Genomic DNA, 18,935 nt, shown 5'->3' with positions numbered 1-18,935 from the left:
CTCAGGCGTCCGTCAGGGCAGAAACCACCAGATCGCAGCTGCGCTGGGCATAAGCCGTCAGCACTTCGCGGATCTGCGGAAAATCACGGGCCAGCACCGCAGCGAGCAAGCGCTCGAACAGCTCCAGGAATTCGCTCATCGACGCTTTGCGCTGGTCCAGAGCCAGGAAATACGCGCGGCTCATGGCCGGCTGCAGATTCTCGACGGTTTCCTGCAAGTACGGGTTGTTGGCGAACGGATACGCGGCGCGCATCACATTGAAGCTGTCGTCGACGAAGGTGCGGATGTCCTGACGCTCGTAGCTGGCCGTCAGGCGCTGCTGGATCTGCACGAACGGCGCCATGTCGGCCTGGGTTTTCCAGCTACTGGCCACCGAGTTACCGAGCAGGATGTAGAGCTCGCTCATCAATGTGCACAGGCTCTGCACCTTATGTGCGGTGAGCTCGGTAACGTGGGCGCCACGTCGCGGCAGGATCGCGATCAGGTGCCGACGCTCGAGGATCAGCAAGGCCTCCCGAACCGAACCACGGCTGACATTGAGGGCCAGCGTGACTTTCTGTTCCTGGATGCGCTCTCCGGGCTTCATTTCGCCGCGAATGATACGTTCGGCGAGGTGGTGAGCGATTTGCTCGGCGAGGCTGTCCGGCGCCTTGAACGTCATGGTTGTCCTTCAAACTCTTCGATCTGTACAAGCGGCGCAGTGTAGCGCAATTGCTGCATCAGGGCGCAGTGCCCGCCCGGAGGTTTTTGGCACGATTCAAGCCAAAAAGCAGGCTATCGAACCAGCGACAATAATTAAGGAACAGGTGGTTGATCGACAAATTGCAATTTCCTGACCTTTAAGTCAGAAAATCATTGACCGAAAAGTCAGACCTGCTAAATTCAGTTCCTGTCGGTTAACAACAATAATGAGTCTGCGAGGCCTTCCGTGATCCAGTTTTTACTAAACCAGGAACTCCGTAGCGAGCACGCCCTGGACCCGAACCTGACCGTGCTCAATTATCTGCGCGACCATGTGGGCAAACCCGGCACCAAAGAAGGCTGCGCCAGCGGTGACTGCGGCGCCTGCACCGTGGTGGTCGGCGAATTGCAGACCGATGATGACGGCCGCGAACACATTCGCTATCGCAGCCTCAACTCGTGCCTGACATTCGTGTCGTCCCTGCACGGCAAACAGCTCATCAGCGTTGAAGACCTCAAGCACAAGGGTGAACTGCACAGCGTGCAAAAAGCCATGGTCGAGTGCCACGGCTCGCAATGTGGCTTCTGCACCCCCGGCTTCGTGATGTCGCTGTTTGCCCTGCAAAAGAACAGCGATGCACCGGACCATGCCAAGGCCCACGAAGCATTGGCCGGCAACCTCTGCCGTTGCACCGGCTACCGGCCGATCCTGGAAGCCGCCGAGCAGTCCTGTTGCACCAAGCAGCCGGACCAGTTCGACGCCCGCGAGGCCGACACCATCGCGCGCCTGAAAGCCATTGCCCCGACCGATATCGGCGAACTCAACAGCGGCGACAAACGCTGCCTGGTGCCACTGACCGTGGCCGACCTGGCCGACCTCTACGACGCTTATCCACAGGCCCGACTGCTGGCCGGCGGTACTGACCTGGCGCTGGAAGTCACGCAGTTCCACCGCACTCTGCCGGTGATGATCTACGTCGGCAACGTCGCCGAGATGAAGCGCATCGAGCGCTTTGACGATCGCCTGGAAATCGGCGCCGCTACGGCCCTTTCCGATTGCTACGAGGCCTTGAACGCCGAGTACCCGGACTTCGGTGAATTGCTGCACCGCTTCGCTTCATTGCAGATCCGCAACCAGGGCACCCTGGGCGGCAACATCGGCAACGCCTCGCCAATTGGTGACTCGCCGCCCCTGCTGATCGCCCTCGGCGCGCAAATCGTGCTGTGCAAAGGCGAAACCCGCCGCACCCTGGCACTGGAAGATTACTTTATCGATTACCGCGTCACGGCGCGCCAGGAAAGCGAGTTCATCGAGAAGATCATCGTGCCGCGCGCCAGCGTCGAAAAACTGTTCCGCGCCTACAAGATCTCCAAGCGCCTGGACGACGACATTTCTGCCGTGTGTGCAGCCTTCAACATTCGCCTGGAGAACGGCGTGGTCGCTGAAGCCCGCGTCGCCTTCGGCGGCATGGCGGCCATCCCGAAACGCGCCGCTGCTTGCGAAGCCGCGTTGCTCGGCTCGCCATTCAACAGCGTCACCGTTGAACGCGCCTGCGCTGCCCTGGCCGAAGACTTCACGCCGCTCTCGGACTTCCGCGCCAGCAAGGAATACCGCCTGCTCAGCGCGCAGAACCTGCTGCGCAAATACTTCATTGAACTGCAAACACCGCACATCGAGACTCGGGTGACCGCTTATGTCTAATCATCACACCGTAGAGAAGACCCAAGCCGAACTGGCTGAACTGTTCGCCAAGGACCTGACCACCGGTGTCGGCCGCAGCGTCAAGCACGACAGCGCCGCCAAGCATGTGGCCGGTGAAGCACAGTACATCGACGATCGCCTGGAGTTTGCGAACCAATTGCACGTTTATGCGCGCATGTCGGACCGCGCCCACGCCCGGATCATCAGTATTGACACCGCCCCCTGCTACGCCTTCGAAGGCGTGCGCATCGCCATCACCCACGAGGACGTGCCGGGCCTGAAAGACATCGGCCCGTTGCTGCCAGGCGATCCGCTGCTGGCCATCGATACCGTGCAATTCGTCGGTCAACCGGTGGTCGCCGTTGCCGCGAAAGACCTGGAAACCGCGCGTAAAGCGGCCATGGCCGCGATCATCGAATACGAAGACCTCGAGCCGGTGCTGGATGTGGTCGAAGCCCTGCGCAAACGCCACTTCGTACTCGACAGCCACACCCACAAACGCGGCGATTCAGCCACAGCGCTGGCCACCGCCGAGCACCGCATCCAGGGCACCCTGCACATCGGCGGCCAGGAGCACTTCTACCTGGAAACCCAGATCTCTTCGGTGATGCCCACCGAAGACGGCGGCATGATCGTCTACTGCTCCACCCAGAACCCCACCGAAGTGCAGAAACTGGTGGCCGAAGTGCTGGATGTATCGATGAACAAGATCGTCGTCGACATGCGCCGCATGGGCGGTGGTTTCGGCGGCAAGGAAACCCAGGCGGCGAGCCCGGCGTGCCTGTGCGCGGTGATCGCGCACCTCACCGGCCAGCCGACCAAGATGCGCCTGCCGCGTGTCGAAGACATGCTGATGACCGGCAAGCGTCACCCGTTCTATGTCGAATACGACGTCGGCTTCGATAGCACCGGCCGCCTGCACGGCATCAACCTGGAACTGGCCGGCAACTGCGGTTGCTCGCCTGACCTGTCGGCGTCGATCGTCGACCGGGCGATGTTCCACTCGGACAACTCGTACTACCTGGGCGACGCGACCATCAACGGTCACCGCTGCAAGACCAACACCGCGTCGAACACCGCCTACCGTGGTTTCGGCGGCCCGCAAGGCATGGTTGCCATCGAAGAAGTGATGGACGCCATCGCCCGTTATCTGGCCCTGGATCCGTTGGCGGTGCGCAAGGCCAACTACTACGGCAAGACCGAACGCAACGTCACCCACTACTACCAGACTGTCGAGCACAACATGCTCGAAGAGATGACCGCGGAACTGGAAGAAAGCAGCCAGTACGCCGAGCGTCGCGAAGCGATCCGTCGCTACAACGCCAACAGCCCGATCCTGAAAAAAGGCCTGGCGCTGACCCCGGTGAAATTCGGTATCTCTTTCACCGCCAGCTTCCTCAACCAGGCCGGTGCCTTGGTGCACGTCTACACCGACGGCAGCATCCACCTGAACCACGGCGGCACCGAAATGGGCCAGGGCCTGAACACCAAGGTCGCGCAGGTCGTGGCCGAAGTGTTCCAGGTGGAAATGGACCGCGTGCAGATCACCGCGACCAACACCGACAAGGTGCCGAACACCTCACCGACCGCCGCTTCCAGTGGTGCCGACCTGAACGGCAAGGCTGCGCAGAACGCGGCTGAAACCATCAAGAAACGCCTGGTGGAATTCGCCGCGCGCCAATACAAGGTCAGCGAAGAAGACGTGGTATTCCACAACGGCCACGTGCGGGTCCGAGATCACATCCTGACCTTCGAAGCACTGATCCAGCAGGCGTATTTCGCCCAGGTGTCGCTGTCGAGCACCGGCTTCTACAAGACCCCGAAAATCTACTACGACCGCAGCCAGGCCCGTGGCCGTCCGTTCTACTACTTCGCCTTCGGCGCGGCGTGCTGCGAGGTGCTGGTCGATACCCTGACCGGCGAATACAAGATGCTGCGCACCGACATCCTCCACGACGTCGGCGCCTCGCTCAACCCGGCCATCGACATTGGTCAGGTCGAGGGCGGTTTCATCCAGGGCATGGGCTGGCTGACCATGGAAGAGCTGGTGTGGAACGACAAGGGCAAGCTGATGACCAACGGCCCGGCCAGCTACAAGATCCCGACCGCGGCGGACATGCCGCTGGACCTGCGCGTCAAGCTGGTGGAAAACCGCAAGAACCCGGAAGACACGGTGTTCCATTCCAAGGCCGTGGGCGAGCCGCCGTTCATGCTCGGCATTGCCTCCTGGTGTGCGATCAAGGACGCCGTGGCGAGCCTGGGCGATTACAAGCATCAACCGAAAATCGACGCCCCGGCGACTCCGGAGCGGGTGCTGTGGGGTTGTGAGCAGATGCGCCAGTTGAAAGCGGCGAAGGCTGTCGAGGCCGAGACCGAGTTGGCTTCGCTCTAAGACCGAGGCGCGCCTATCGCGAGCAGGCTCACTCCTACAGGGGAATGCATTCCAAGTGTAGGAGTGAGCCCTGCTCGCGATGAGGCCCGAACAGACAACAGAGATGTTGAGGTGTTTATGTACAACTGGATCGACGCCCTCGCCGACCTGCAAAACCGGGGTGAGCCCTGCGTGCTGGTGACCATCATCGAAGAGCTCGGCTCGACGCCGCGCAACGCTGGCTCGAAGATGGTCATCAGCGCGAACCAGAGCTTCGACACCATCGGTGGCGGGCACCTGGAATACAAAGCGATGAAGATCGCCCGTGAGATGTTGGCCAGCGGCAAGCAGGACACGCATCTGGAGCGCTTCAGCCTCGGCGCCAGCCTCGGCCAATGCTGTGGTGGTGCGACGGTATTGCTGTTCGAACCGATGGGCCAGGTGCAGGCGCAGATCGCCGTGTTCGGTGCCGGCCACGTGGGCCGCGCGCTGGTGCCACTGCTCGCCGGCCTGCCTTGCCGGGTGCGCTGGATCGACTCGCGGGAAGAAGAATTCCCCGAGCAGATCCCCCATGGCGTGCGCAAGATCGTCAGCGAAGAACCGGTGGATGAAATCGATGACCTGCCCGCCGGCAGCTATTGCATCGTGATGACCCACAACCATCAACTCGACCTCGAACTGACCGCTGCGATCCTCAAGCGCAACGACTTCGCCTACTTCGGCCTGATCGGTTCGAAGACCAAACGGGTGAAGTTCGAACATCGCCTGCGCGAGCGCGGTTTCGACAACAGCGTCGTGCAACGCATGCGCTGCCCGATGGGCATCGGCGAAGTCAAAGGCAAGCTGCCTGTGGAAATCGCCATCTCCATCGCCGGCGAAATCATCGCCACCTATAACGCGAACTTCGGGCAGCACACCGCCAGCGCCGGATCGATTGCCAAACTGCTGCCTGCGTCACGCCGCAGCCAAGCCTCCCATTGAGAATCCCCATGCCACTGACTCGCAAAGCCTACCGCGCCGCCATCCTGCACAGCATCGCCGACCCCGCCATCGTTGGTATCGAAGCCTCCTACGAGTATTTCGAAGACGGCTTGCTGGTTGTGGATAACGGCCAGATCAGCGCCCTCGGCCACGCCAGCGAATTGCTGCCGACCCTGCCGGCTGACGTCGAAATCACCCACTATCAGGACGCATTGATCACTCCCGGCTTCATCGACACCCATATCCACCTGCCGCAAACCGGCATGGTCGGCGCCTATGGCGAGCAGTTGCTGGACTGGCTCAACACCTACACCTTCCCGTGCGAAAGCCAGTTCGCCGACAAGGCCCACGCCGACCAGGTCGCGGACATTTTCATCAAGGAACTGCTGCGCAACGGCACCACTACTGCGCTGGTATTCGGCAGCGTGCACCCGCAATCGGTGAACTCGTTCTTCGAAGCGGCCGAGCAGCTCGACCTGCGGATGATCGCCGGCAAGGTGATGATGGACCGCAATGCCCCGGACTACCTGACCGACACCGCCGAATCCAGCTACGTCGAAAGCAAGGTGCTGATCGAGCGCTGGCACGGCAAGGGTCGCCTGCACTACGCTGTCACCCCACGCTTCGCACCGACCAGCACTCCGGAACAGCTAACCCTGGCCGGCCAGTTGCTGAGCGAATACCCGGATCTGTACATGCAGACTCACATCAGCGAAAACCTCAAGGAAATCGAGTGGGTCAAGGCGCTGTTCCCGGAGCGCAAGGGCTACCTGGACGTCTACGATCACTACCAGTTGCTCGGCGAGCGCTCGGTGTTCGCCCACGGTGTGCACCTGTGCGATGAAGAGTGCGCGCGCCTGGCAGAGACCGGTTCGGCCATCTCGTTCTGCCCGACCTCGAACTTCTTCCTCGGCAGCGGCCTGTTCAACCTGCCGATGGCCGAGAAGCACAATCTCAATGTCGGCATCGGCACCGATGTGGGCGGTGGCACCAGTTTCTCGCTGCTGCAAACCCTCAACGAAGCCTACAAGGTCATGCAACTGCAAGGTGCACGCCTGAGCCCGTTCAAGTCGCTGTACCTGGCCACCCTCGGCGGCGCTCGTGCGCTGCGCCTGGAAGACAAGATCGGCAACCTGCAACCGGGCACCGACGCCGACTTCCTGGTACTGGACTACAACGCCACGCCGCTGCTGGGCTATCGCCTGAAGCAGGCCAATAACATCGCCGAGACGTTGTTTGTGTTGATGACTCTGGGGGATGACCGGACTGTGCTGCAGACGTATGCGGCGGGGAATCTGGTGCATCAGCGCTAAGGTTTTTCCGAACAAAAAAATCCCCCGGCGCTTTTCAGCCCGGGGGATTTTTATTGCCTGTCAGAAAGATCAAAAGATCGCAGCCTTCGGCAGCTCCTACAGGTGTACGCATTCCCTTGTAGGAGCTGCCGAGTGAAACGAGGCTGCGATCTTTTAAAGCTTGGCGGTCGAGCGCCCTGGCTTCTTGGTCTGCAACAAATGCGAGAACACCGCATGCAGATCATCCGAAGCACTTTCCTCGTCGAGGTTGAGCTTGCTGTCGATATGATCCATGTGATGCATCATCAGGTTCACCGCCAGTTCAGCGTCGCGCTTCTCGATGGCGTCGATCAACTGGGTGTGCTCGTCGTAGGAGCAGTGGGAGCGGTTGCCGCTTTCGTACTGGGCGATGATCAGCGAAGTCTGGGACACCAGGCTGCGCTGGAAACTGATCAACGGGGCATTTTTCGCCGCTTCAGCCAGTTTCAGGTGGAATTCGCCCGACAGGCGGATGCCGGCACCACGGTCGCCACGGGAAAAGCTGTCGCGCTCGTCGTTGACCATCTGGCGCAATTCGGCAATCTGCTCGGCGGTTGCGTGCTGCACCGCCAATTCGGTGATCGCGCGCTCGACCAGACGGCGGGCCATGAACACCTGGCGGGCTTCTTCGACGCTCGGGCTGGCGACCACGGCGCCGCGATTCGGACGCAACAGCACCACACCTTCATGGGCCAGGCGCGACAAGGCGCGGCGAATGATGGTGCGGCTGACCCCGAAAATTTCCCCCAGCGCTTCTTCGCTCAACTTGGTGCCGGGCGCCAGGCGCTGTTCGAGGATGGCCTCGAAGATATGCGCGTAGACAATATCGTCCTGGGTACCGCTACGGCCGGCTTTGCCTGCTCGCGGTTGTTTCTTTAGGGGTTGCAACTGTTCGTTCATGGGCACTCGAGTCGGAAGAACTGCGGCGAATTGACGGTGACTGTATGACGGCACGGCGGGTCGCTGGCAAGTATCGCGTAAATAACATAACGATTGTACACAATGGACGGTGGCAACACGACTGTACGGCTGAATGTTGCTTCGGCTGTATCGCAACGTCTGGTTACTTTTGAGTTTAGGCTTAAACCCGAAATCCGCGATTTGCCCGTTATCTGTGTAGGAGCTGCCGAAGGCTGCGATCTTTTGATTTTGCTTTTAAGAACCGAGATCAAAAGATCGTCCGAACGCGGCCCGAGCCTTCGGCAGCTCCTACGCTGGGTTCGCAGACATCTTCATCTGTAAAAGGAACACCACCGTCATGAACGACGCCACGCACATGCAAATCCGCCCGTTGGCCGACACCTCGCCCTCGGCCATCGTCGCCGGATTCATCGCCATGATGACCGGCTACACCAGTTCCCTGGTGCTGATGTTCCAGGCCGGGCAAGCGGCGGGCCTGAGCAGCGGGCAGATTTCTTCGTGGATCTGGGCAATTTCCATCGGCATGGCGGTGTGCTCCATCGGCCTGTCCTTGCGCTATCGCACGCCGATCACCATTGCCTGGTCGACCCCCGGCGCCGCGCTGCTGATCACCAGCCTTGGCGGCGTGAGCTATGGCGAAGCCATCGGTGCCTATATCACCTGTGCGGTACTGGTGACGATTTGCGGGCTGACCGGCAGCTTCGAACGGCTGATGAAAAAGATTCCAGCATCCCTGGCCGCTGCCCTGCTGGCGGGGATCCTGTTCAAGATCGGCAGCGAGATTTTCGTCGCAGCGCAACACCGCACCGCCCTGGTACTGGGGATGTTTGTCACTTATCTGGTGGTCAAGCGCCTGTCGCCACGCTATGCAGTGTTGGCGGCATTGCTGATCGGCACGGCATTGTCGGGCTTCATGGGGCTGCTGGACTTCAGCGGTTTCCACCTGGAAGTGGCCACACCGGTCTGGACCACGCCGCACTTTTCCCTGGCCGCGACCATCAGCATTGGTATCCCGCTGTTTGTCGTCGCCATGACCTCACAAAACATGCCCGGTATCGCCGTATTGCGCGCCGATGGCTACACGGTGCCCGCCTCGCCGCTGATCACCACCACCGGCATCGCCAGTTTACTGTTGGCACCGTTCGGCTCCCACGGGATCAACCTGGCGGCGATCAGCGCGGCGATCTGCACCGGACCGCACGCCCATGAGGATCGCCACAAACGCTACACCGCAGCAGTCTGGTGCGGAGTTTTCTACGGGATCGCCGGGGTGTTCGGCGCGACGCTCGCAGCATTGTTTGCCGCGCTGCCCAAGGAACTGGTGCTGTCGATTGCGGCGCTGGCGCTGTTCGGCTCGATCATCAACGGCTTGAGCATCGCCATGAGCGAAGTGAAGGAACGTGAAGCAGCGCTGATCACCTTCATGGTCACGGCATCGGGGCTGACGCTGTTTTCCATTGGTTCAGCGTTCTGGGGGATTGTCGCGGGGGTGGTGACGCTGCTGATCCTGAACTGTAGGAGCGAGCCTGCTCGCGATGGTCGTCAATGATAACGCTGGAAACCTGAGACCCCGCAGCGCTCTCAGGTTCATCGCGAGCAAGCTCGCTCCTACAAAAAAAGCAAAAAAAACGGCGACCCTTGGGTCGCCGTTTTTTTCAGAACATCAAGCTACCGGATTGATCGGCTTTTCCGGGTACCAGACGTCCAGCAGCGGGCTGACTTCAACGCTGGTCAGCTCGGTGCGGCCTTTGAGCCAGGCTTCAACGGCAGCGCGCTGTTCAGCGCTGACCGAGCCACGCTTCTGCAGGCAAACCAGACCGTAGTCGTCGCCGCCAACATAGCCCAGACCGTTGGCTTCCATGGCTTCTTTGAGGAACGCGTCGAGGAAAGCATCAATGGCTGCATCAGCCAAATCTTCTTTGAAATCCAGGTTCAGTTCGAAACCCAGCTCTTGAAATTCATCGACGCACAGTTTTTTGCGCAGACGCTGGGAACGGTTAGTCGCCATTGAAACAATCCTCTTAAGTAATAACGGCCGGCACTTTAGCAGTTTAAGCCGCCGATTGCCTGACTCTCTGGGCCACTACGCCTACCGTCGGTAAAAAATAGCCGATCAGAATGCCCGCGCACGGCACAAGCGGTGACACCTTGGGGCATAATGCCGACACTTTCATGACCATTGAGGGAATTTATCTCCATGCCCTCACCTTATTCCCCCTCGACTGTAGGGTTTTATTTCAGATGATCAAATCTTTGCGTCCATTGCTGTTGGCCGGTTTTCTTCTCCCCCTGGCCCTCTCCGTTTCCGCAGCTCCGATCAATACCGCGTTGTCGCCCAACGTTGAAAAAGCCCTGAAAGCCAGCAAGTTGCAGGACAACGCCCTGTCGCTGGTGATGATCCCGCTCACCGGCCCCGGCACCGCGACAGTGTTCAATGCCGACGTCTCGGTCAACCCGGCGTCGACCATGAAACTGGTCACCACCTACGCGGCCCTGGAAATGCTCGGCCCGAACCACCAGTGGAAAACCGAGTTCTACACCGACGGCACCTTGAGTGGCGGCATTCTCAACGGCAACCTCTACCTCAAGGGTGGCGGCGATCCGAAGCTGAACATGGAAAAACTCTGGCTGCTGATGCGCGACCTGCGTGCCAACGGCGTCACCCAGGTCACCGGCGACCTGGTGCTGGATAAAACCTTCTTCGTGCAACCGCAACTGCCGGAGTTCAATGACGACGGCAACGACGAGAACAAGCCGTTCCTGGTCAAACCCGACTCGCTGCTGGTCAACCTCAAGGCGCTGCGCTTCGTCGCGCGTAATGACTCGGGCAAGGTGCTGGTCTCGGTGGAACCGCCCATTGCGACCATCCGCATCGACAACCAGGTCAAGGCCCTCAATTCCAAACAGTGCACCGGCGGCGTGCGCTACAACCCGGTGACGCAGGCGGATGGCAGCATGACCGTGACGGTCGGCGGCCAACTGGGTGAAGGCTGCAGCTCGCAGACTTACCTGTCGCTGCTCGACCACGCGACCTACACCGCCGGCGCCGTCCGCGCGATCTGGAAGGAACTGGGTGGCAGCATTCAGGGCAAGGATGTGCTGGCGCCAACACCGAAAGATGCCAAGGTCCTGGCCCGGGCGTTCTCGCCAGACCTGGCGGAAATCATCCGCGACATCAACAAGTACAGTAACAACACCATGGCCCAGCAGTTGTTCCTGAGCCTGGGCCAACGCTTCCGCACCGATGCCGATGGTGACGACGCCAAGGCCGCCCAGCGTGTCGTGCGTCAGTGGCTGGCGAAAAAAGGCATCACCGCGCCGCACCTGGTGATGGAGAACGGTTCCGGCCTGTCCCGTGCCGAGCGTGTCAGCGCCCGGGAAATGGCCTCGATGCTCGAAGCTGCCTGGCACAGCCCGTATGCCGCCGAGTACATCAGTTCGATGCCGATTGCCGGCACCGACGGCACCATGCGCAAGCGCCTGAAGACCACGGCCATGCGCGGCGAAGCCCACGTCAAGACCGGCACCCTGAACACCGTGCGGGCGATTGCCGGTTTCAGTCGCGACGTCAACGGCAACACTTGGGCGGTGGTGGCGATCCTCAACGACAAGGCCCCGTTCGGCGCCTCTTCGGTGCTCGATCAGGTGCTGCTGGACCTGTATCGCCAACCGAAAGTGCCGCAGACGGCTTCGGTGTTGTAGAGCATCACGAACCTGTAGGAGCTGCGGTGCGGCGATCCGACTTGCCAGCGAAGACGATTTGTCATTCAACATTCATGTTGACTGAACGGCCGCATTCGCTGGCAAGTCGGATCGCCGCACCGCAGCTCCTACAGGGATTGCGTGCACCCTCTAGTTCAATTCCGCCTCAACCCGATCCCTTCCCGCCTGCTTCGCCGCATACACCCCCGAATCCGCGCGCAACAGCAAGGCATCGGCGCCCTCCCCGGCCCGCCAACTGGCAATCCCGAAACTGGCGGTGACCGTACCGACATCTTCAATGGGTGAACTGCGCAAGCCTTGCCACAATTGCCGGGCCAACACGTAGGCATGTTCGCCGCTGATATCCGGGCACAGCACCATGAACTCCTCACCGCCCAGGCGGCAGAACACATCGGTACGGCGCAGCCGATGACCGATCCGTTCGCACACTGCCTGCAGCACCCGATCACCGATGGCATGGCCGTGCAGGTCATTGATACGCTTGAAATGGTCGATATCGAGCATGATCACCGACAGATTCCCACCGCCGCGCGCCACCCGGGCCATTTCGGTGGTCAGGCGTTCCTGGAAATAACGCCGGTTGTGGATACCGGTCAGCGAATCGGTGACCGACAACGCGCGCAGTTCTTCTTCCACCCGCTTCATATCGGAAATGTCCGAGATGTAGCCGTGCCACAGCACACCGCCACCGGGCAGTTCCTCCGGAGTGGCTTCGCCGCGCACCCAACGCAAACCACGTTGCGGCAGTTGCACCCGGTATTCCTCGCGCCAGGGGCTGAGGGTGTCGGCCGAGGCGCGGATCGAAGCGCGGACACGGGTGGTGTCCAGAGGGTGAATCCGGGTGAAGATCGCTTCGGCATTGAGCACTAGCACGTCGGGTTCGAGTTCGTAGATCTCGCGAATGCCGTCGCTGGCGTAGATCACACTGAAGCGTCCGTCGAACTCCATCTTGAACTGGTAGATGCCACCGGGCACGTGGGCACTGAGTTTCTTCAACAGCAGGTCCCGCGCCGCGAGCGCTTCGTGGATCCGTTTGCGTTCGGTGATGTCGATGCACACCGCCAGGTGCCCGACCCACAGGCCTTGCTCGTCGAGCACTGGCGTGGCGAGCATGTTGACCATCAAATGGCTGCCATCGCCGCGCACCAGCGTCCACTCCCGCGCCTCGTGGTTGCCCTCCACATCGCCTTCGACCAGCATCGCGTGGCAGGTTGGAACCGGCTTGCCATAGCGTGCGCTCAACTGCGCCGAGCGAGCGACCAGCTCCCGGGACAGGTGCAGGTTCTCAAGGGTCATGTGCCCCACCACCTCGGCACTGGTATAGCCAAGCATCTGCTCGGCACCGGCGTTGAAGGTACTGATGACGCCACGCAAGTCGGTGGCGATGATCGCAACCTGAGTGGCGGCATTCAGCACGCCACGCAATTGACCATGGGTACGACGCAACTCCTGTTCTCGATCCCGCAGCTCCCGGGTACGTTGCTCGACCAGTTTCAGCGCCCGCTGCCGCTGACTGACCAGCACATACAACAAGGCACTGAGCAACACGCTGAGCAAACCACCCAACACCACCAGACTGGTCACGGAAGAATGGTTGGCCTGCACGAACGCGTCGCTGGGCTGGATATCGACTTGATAGTCATGGTCGGCCATGCGCAACAGGCGCGTGGCCGACAACTCGCTGATAGCCGGCGGGTTGGCCGACTCGAACAGCACCTCGTGCTGCTCGTCGGTCGACAAATCGAGGATGCGCACCGAGAGATAGTCACGGCTCGCTTGCGGCAGTCCGTCCGCCAGCAACTGGCGCATGCTGATCACTGCCATGACATAGCCGTAGGGTTTCGTGGCTTTGTGGCCCTGACTGTTATGTTGCGTGACCGGCGTGACCAGCAACACGCCTCGCGCATAAGCCGGCTCGATACTCACCAGATGCATCGGTTGCGACACTGCCATGCCACCACGCTGATCGGCCCGATCGAGCGTGGCACGCCGTAGCGGCTGGGCCAGCAAGTCGTAACCGAGGGGGGAGCCGAGTCTGCTTTGCGTTTGGCTATACAGGACCGCTACGTATTCATCTCGCTCGCCGGCCAGTTGCAATTGGCCGTCAGCGTTGAGTTCTCTCAGGGTGAAGCCGCTCAAGCCTTCGTCACGCACTCGCCCCTCGAACGCCGCCCGCTCGTCACGAGTGACCCGTTTGGCAAAGGAATAAGCCTGGGTTCGCAGCAGTAAAGGCTGGGTGTATCCGTCGAAATCCGCTCGAGAAACCGAATCGGAGTTGGCGAAAAACCGGCGCAGGCCATCGAGACGCTGCTCCTGATCTTCAAAACGCTCTTCGATACGGCTGTAACGCTCACTGGCCAGCAGTTGAAAGCGTTGCCGCAATTGATGGTGAAACAGATTGAGCGTCGACCACGCCAGTAACCCGGTGAGCACCCCGCCGACAAGCAATACCAACAGCGCGACCAGCCAGGCCGAAACATCTTCGCTGATAAAACCCAGGATCTTGGGGCGCACGGCGTGCAACGACATAAAACGCAAACTCAAAACGCCAGGTGCGGAGAAGCCCTTTGGCCATGGACTGAGTTATAGCTATTAGCCACTAATTTGACCAGCACTGTAGGAGCGAGCTTGCTCGCGATGGACTCAAGAACACCGCGTGCATTCAGAAAGCACGCGTTATCGTTGTCGACCATCGCGAGCAGAGCTCGCTCCTACACAGATCCAGGTGTCAACGAGCCATGATTTTCCAGGCGCGATGGATCTTGGCGTTGCGGGAAAAATCCGGATCGATGGTCTGGGCGGTGATCTCCTCGACTGCATAACGCTCGCCGAGATTGGCTTCCAGTTCGAACTTGCGGAAGTTGTTGGAGAAGTACAACACACCGCCGGGCGCCAGTCGCGCCATGGCCAGGTCAATCAATTGCACCTGGTCGCGCTGCACGTCGAAGACACCTTCCATGCGCTTGGAGTTGGAGAACGTCGGCGGGTCGATGAAGATCAGGTCGTACTCGTCACGACTGGCTTCAAGCCACGCCATCACATCGCCCTGCTCCAGGCGGTTCTTGTCGGAAAAACCGTTCAACGACAGGTTGCGCCGCGCCCAGTCCAGATAGGTTTTCGACAGGTCGACACTGGTGGTGCTGCGCGCGCCGCCCTTGGCCGCATGCACACTGGCCGTTGCGGTGTAGCAGAACAGATTGAGGAAGCGTTTGCCGGCCGCCTCCTTCTGGATACGCATGCGCATCGGCCGATGGTCGAGGAACAGCCCGGTGTCGAGGTAGTCGGTGAGGTTCACCAGCAGCTTCACGCCGCCTTCATTGACTTCGACGAACTTGCCCTGCGCCGCCTGGCGCTCGTATTGTTTGGTGCCGCTCTGGCGCTCACGGCGTTTTACCACCACGCGGCTCTTGTCGATGTTCAACGCCTGCGGGATGGCTGCCAGGGCATCGAACATACGGCCCGAGGCCTTTTCCGGATCGATTGATTTCGGCGCGGCGTACTCCTGGACGTGGACCCAATCGTGATACAGGTCGATGGCCATGGAATATTCCGGCATGTCGGCGTCATACACGCGGTAGCAGTCGATGCCTTCACGCTTGACCCACTTGCCCAGGGCCTTGAGGTTCTTTTGCAGGCGGTTGGCGAACATCTGCCCGCCTTCGCTCAGGCGCGGCTGCTCGACCACCGGCGCCTGTGCCGGAGTCGGTTTGATCGGGTTGCCGTTCTTGTTGAACTTGCGTTCCTGCGGCTCGTTCGGCGCCTGATCGTAGGCGGCTTGCTCACGCTCGACCTGGCGCTGTTCCGGGGTACGGCGCTCGCCGGTGACGAACTGATCCGGCAGCACCTTGATCAGCAGCAGTTTGCACGGCAAGGCGCCGTTCCAGAACGAATACTGCTTGTGGCTGCGGATGCCCATACGCTTGCCCAGGTCCGGCGCACCGGTGAACACCGCCGCTTCCCAGTTCAGGCAGGCCTGACGCAAGCGCTCGCCAAGGTTCTGGTAGAGGTAGAGCAGGCTCGCCTCGTCACCCAGACGCTCGCCGTATGGAGGGTTGCAGATCACCAGGCCTTTCTGGTTCTGGTCCGGGCGCGGCTCGAAAGTCGCGACCTCACCCTGGTAGATTTTGATCCACTCGCTCAGGCCGGCACGCTCGACGTTGTTGCGGCCCGGTTGAATCAGCCGCGGGTCGGCTTCGTAACCGCGAATCCACAATGGTGTTTTGGCCAGGCCGGCAGCGGCGCGCTCGGACGCTTCTTCGTGGAGTTTTTTCCACAGCGCCGGGACGTGACCGAGCCAGGCGGTGAAGCCCCACTGCTCGCGACGCAGGTTCGGCGCGATGTCGGCGGCGATCATCGCCGCTTCGACCAGGAAGGTACCGACACCGCACATCGGGTCGGCCAGCGCGCCGCCTTCGGCCGCGATACGTGGCCAGCCGGAACGGATCAGGATGGCGGCCGCGAGGTTTTCCTTCAGCGGTGCCGCACCTTGCTGCAGGCGATAGCCGCGCTGGTGCAGGCTGTGGCCGGACAGGTCAAGGGACAGAATGGCTTCGCCACGGTCCAGACGCAGGTGAATGCGCAGGTCCGGGTTGAGCTTGTCGATGGACGGACGGTCGCCTTGCGGGGTGCGCAGCTTGTCGACGATGGCGTCCTTGACCTTCAGCGCGCCGAAGTGGGTGTTGTCGATACCCGAGCCATGACCGCTGAATTCGACGGCCAGGGTGCCGTCATTGAGCATGTGGTCTTGCCACTCGATGTCCAGCACGCCGTGGTACAGGTCTTCGGCGTCCTTCATCGGGAAACGTTTGAGCACCAACAGCACGCGGTTGGCCAGGCGCGACCACAGGCACAGGCGATAAGCGGTTTCCATGGTGGCCATGCCGCGCACGGCCGAGGTGTGCTCCCGCGCTTCCTCAAGGCCAAGCCCGACGGCTTCCTCGATGAGCAGGCCTTCAAGGCCTTTTGGGCAAGTGAGGAAGAGTTCGAAACGATCGGACATGGGAATTCCAGAACCTTTAGCTGAGTGACCGGGCAACGCATTGCCGGTCCGGTTTTCAATCAGGCGCTTTTCTCGAAGAGCGCCCGCGTGGCACGAAGGTGTGCCGTTCCACCCCTGCTGCCCGGGTTAAATGAGCTTAGATGCAAGGACAGATAAAAAAGTTGATGCAACAAAATGTCATAAGTCGACCCTTCGTCGAATAGTGCTTCCCGGCAACGGGAGCCATTCTCACTAAAGGATTAAGCTCATCATCCAGCGCAAGGCCGATCATACCGGGGTTTGGTCAACAAATACGGTAAAACACGCTGTTACTTATGGCGTTAGCACATGAACAGTTACGTCCTTATGACAAAACGATCATTCCCTCGATGTGACGCATTGGTTAGAACTCAATACAGGTTGGCGCCGCAATGACGCCAACACCTTGGCTCGTCACGCCGGCAACGAGCCCCCAACGGCAGAGTTTTCTGCCAGACCTCAATTGAGGTCGACGCGATAAATACAGTCAACAAGTGAGGGCAACACCCTATGAGAAGACTTAAGCGTGATCCGTTGGAAAGAGCATTTTTGCGCGGATATCAATATGGCGTTGGTGGTAAATCCCGTGAGCTTTGCCCATTTACTCTACCGTCGGTACGTCAAGCCTGGATCAACGGCTGGCGAGAAGGACGCGGCGACAACTGGGACGGTATGACCGGCACTGCGGGAATCCACAGACTCAACGAACTTCACGCCGTCGGCTAATTACAGGGCATAACACTCCGACACGACAATCTGATTTTGTACTGAATTAACCATGCGCGTCCCATCCGGACGGCGGGCTCCGGCCCAGGGGCTCCTTCATGGAGCCCTTTTTATGCCTGCTCGTTGGCCCTAAACAATCCCTGTAGGAGCGAGCTTGCTCGCGATGGTCGATAACGATAACGCGTGCTTTCTGGATACACGCGGTGTTCTCGGGTCCATCGCGAGCAATCGAGCGTCGACCGGCTGCTCCTACAGGGGATCAGCGTAGCGCTGCGATTGCGTCCACAGACTCGCGAATCAGCGCCGGGCCTTTGTAGATGAAGCCCGAATAGATCTGCACCAGGCTCGCGCCTGCGGTGATTTTTTCTGCGGCGTGCTTGCCTTCGGTAATGCCACCGGCAGCGATGATCGGCAGCCGACCACCCAGCTCCGACGCCAGCACTTGCACGGTGTGGGTGCTCTTGTCGCGAACCGGTGCGCCGGACAAACCACCGGCTTCGTCACCATGCTCCAAACCTTCGACGCCTACGCGGCTCAGGGTGGTGTTAGTCGCAATGACGGCATCCATTCCGGTTTCGATCAGCGCTTGCGCAACCTGTGCGGTTTCTTCGTCGCTCATGTCCGGCGCGATCTTGATCGCCAGCGGTACATGTTTGCCATGACGCAATGCCAGTTCCGCGCGGCGCTCGGCCAGATCGGCCAGCAACTGCTTGAGCGAGTCGCCAAATTGCAGGCTGCGCAGACCCGGCGTGTTCGGCGAACTGACGTTGATCGTCACATAGCTGGCGTGGGCGTAAACCTTGTCCAGGCAGATCAGGTAGTCGTCCACGGCACGCTCGACCGGCGTATCGAAGTTCTTGCCGATGTTGATGCCCAGCACGCCCTTGTACTTGGCCGCCGCCACACGAGCCAGCAGGTGATCGACGCCGAGGTTGTTGAAGCCCATGCGATTGATGATCGCCTCGGCTTGCGGCAAACGGAACAGGCGCGGCTTCGGGTTGCCTGGCTGCGGACGCGGCGTGATGGTGCCGATTTCGACAAAACCGAAACCCAGTTGGGCGAAACCATCGATGGCCGCACCGTTCTTGTCCAGGCCGGCGGCCAGTCCCACCGGATTCGGGAAGTCCAGGCCCATGACATTCACCGGCATCTTCGCCGGGGCCTTGCACAGCAAGCCGTTGAGCCCAAGACGCCCGCCCGCGCCGATCAGGTCCAGGGACAGATCGTGGGAGGTTTCCGGGGAGAGTTTGAACAACAGCTGACGGGCCAGGGTGTACATGGGCGGATTTGACTCGATTGGCGGCGAATTGAGGCGGCGATTATAGCCGGGCATCGGGGTTGCAAGCGAGGCGCGTGAGCAAATCAGCGGTTAATGGCATATGCCTTGCACCAATCCAGGTACCAGCACCCATGCCGACGACGGAATGTGTGCAAAGACAATGGCGTCGTCCACGGCCTGCTCATGCGAGGACTCGGGACGAC

Annotated in this window: 13 protein-coding genes; 7 read left to right on the top strand and 6 right to left on the bottom strand. The window is 60.6% G+C overall.

What is annotated here, in order from left to right:
• Position 1: 1 nt before the first annotated feature.
• Positions 2-661 (bottom strand): GntR family transcriptional regulator, encoded by a 660-nt coding sequence (locus tag KW849_RS22900; protein ID WP_108218892.1) that lies wholly within the window; start codon positions 659-661, stop codon positions 2-4.
• Between the two features lie 267 nt (positions 662-928).
• On the opposite strand from KW849_RS22900, the gene xdhA reads away from it, so the two are divergent.
• The 4 genes from xdhA to guaD all read left to right on the top strand — a co-directional run bounded on the left by xdhA (position 929) and on the right by guaD (position 7,048).
• The gene (xdhA, locus tag KW849_RS22895) at positions 929-2,383 is read left to right on the top strand and encodes a xanthine dehydrogenase small subunit (protein WP_218431382.1); all 1,455 of its coding nucleotides are present in this window, start codon (positions 929-931) and stop codon (positions 2,381-2,383) included.
• Positions 2,376-4,775 carry a xanthine dehydrogenase molybdopterin binding subunit gene (gene xdhB / locus KW849_RS22890; protein WP_218431381.1) on the top strand — a complete coding sequence of 800 codons (2,400 nt, stop codon included), beginning with the start codon at positions 2,376-2,378 and terminating at the stop codon, positions 4,773-4,775. Before xdhA ends, xdhB begins: the two co-directional genes overlap by 8 nt.
• A 117-nt stretch (positions 4,776-4,892) precedes the next feature.
• Positions 4,893-5,735, top strand: a complete 843-nt coding sequence (gene xdhC, locus KW849_RS22885) for a xanthine dehydrogenase accessory protein XdhC (RefSeq protein WP_218431380.1) — start codon at positions 4,893-4,895, stop codon at positions 5,733-5,735.
• 8 nt (positions 5,736-5,743) lie between these two features.
• Positions 5,744-7,048, top strand: coding sequence for a guanine deaminase (gene guaD / locus KW849_RS22880; RefSeq protein ID WP_218431379.1), 1,305 nt, complete (start codon positions 5,744-5,746; stop codon positions 7,046-7,048).
• 153 nt (positions 7,049-7,201) lie between these two features.
• Here guaD and KW849_RS22875 read toward each other — a convergent pair whose 3' ends face one another.
• Positions 7,202-7,966 (bottom strand): GntR family transcriptional regulator, encoded by a 765-nt coding sequence (locus KW849_RS22875; RefSeq protein ID WP_008050187.1) that lies wholly within the window; start codon positions 7,964-7,966, stop codon positions 7,202-7,204.
• Positions 7,967-8,324: 358 nt separating this feature from the next.
• Between KW849_RS22875 and KW849_RS22870 the strand changes: the two genes are divergently transcribed.
• Positions 8,325-9,536 (top strand): benzoate/H(+) symporter BenE family transporter, encoded by a 1,212-nt coding sequence (locus tag KW849_RS22870; protein ID WP_218431378.1) that lies wholly within the window; start codon positions 8,325-8,327, stop codon positions 9,534-9,536.
• A 114-nt stretch (positions 9,537-9,650) separates the two neighbouring features.
• Here KW849_RS22870 and KW849_RS22865 read toward each other — a convergent pair whose 3' ends face one another.
• Positions 9,651-9,995, bottom strand: a complete 345-nt coding sequence (locus KW849_RS22865; protein ID WP_108218900.1) for a YggL family protein — start codon at positions 9,993-9,995, stop codon at positions 9,651-9,653.
• 233 nt (positions 9,996-10,228) lie between these two features.
• On the opposite strand from KW849_RS22865, the gene dacB reads away from it, so the two are divergent.
• Positions 10,229-11,689, top strand: a complete 1,461-nt coding sequence (gene dacB / locus KW849_RS22860) for a D-alanyl-D-alanine carboxypeptidase/D-alanyl-D-alanine-endopeptidase (RefSeq protein WP_218431377.1) — start codon at positions 10,229-10,231, stop codon at positions 11,687-11,689.
• A 150-nt stretch (positions 11,690-11,839) separates the two neighbouring features.
• On the opposite strand, the gene KW849_RS22855 is transcribed toward dacB, so the two are convergent.
• Entirely contained in the window at positions 11,840-14,239 is a 2,400-nt protein-coding gene (locus KW849_RS22855; protein ID WP_218431376.1) for a GGDEF domain-containing protein, read from the bottom strand.
• Between the two features lie 199 nt (positions 14,240-14,438).
• On the bottom strand, positions 14,439-16,709 hold the full coding sequence (gene rlmKL, locus KW849_RS22850) for a bifunctional 23S rRNA (guanine(2069)-N(7))-methyltransferase RlmK/23S rRNA (guanine(2445)-N(2))-methyltransferase RlmL (RefSeq protein ID WP_218431375.1): 2,271 nt from the start codon (positions 16,707-16,709) through the stop codon (positions 14,439-14,441).
• 528 nt (positions 16,710-17,237) lie between these two features.
• On the opposite strand from rlmKL, the gene rmf reads away from it, so the two are divergent.
• Entirely contained in the window at positions 17,238-17,453 is a 216-nt protein-coding gene (gene rmf / locus KW849_RS22845) for a ribosome modulation factor (protein WP_003223300.1), read from the top strand.
• Positions 17,454-17,712: 259 nt separating this feature from the next.
• Here the strand turns inward: rmf and KW849_RS22840 are convergent, their stop codons facing one another.
• Positions 17,713-18,732 carry a quinone-dependent dihydroorotate dehydrogenase gene (locus KW849_RS22840; RefSeq protein ID WP_218431374.1) on the bottom strand — a complete coding sequence of 340 codons (1,020 nt, stop codon included), beginning with the start codon at positions 18,730-18,732 and terminating at the stop codon, positions 17,713-17,715.
• Positions 18,733-18,935: the final 203 nt, after the last annotated feature.

Origin of the sequence: Pseudomonas sp. PDM26 (assembly GCF_019219185.1) — a bacterium.
Lineage (GTDB): Bacteria > Pseudomonadota > Gammaproteobacteria > Pseudomonadales > Pseudomonadaceae > Aquipseudomonas.
Note: the sequence above shows the minus strand (reverse complement) of the source record. Positions and strands in the feature narration are given on the sequence as shown.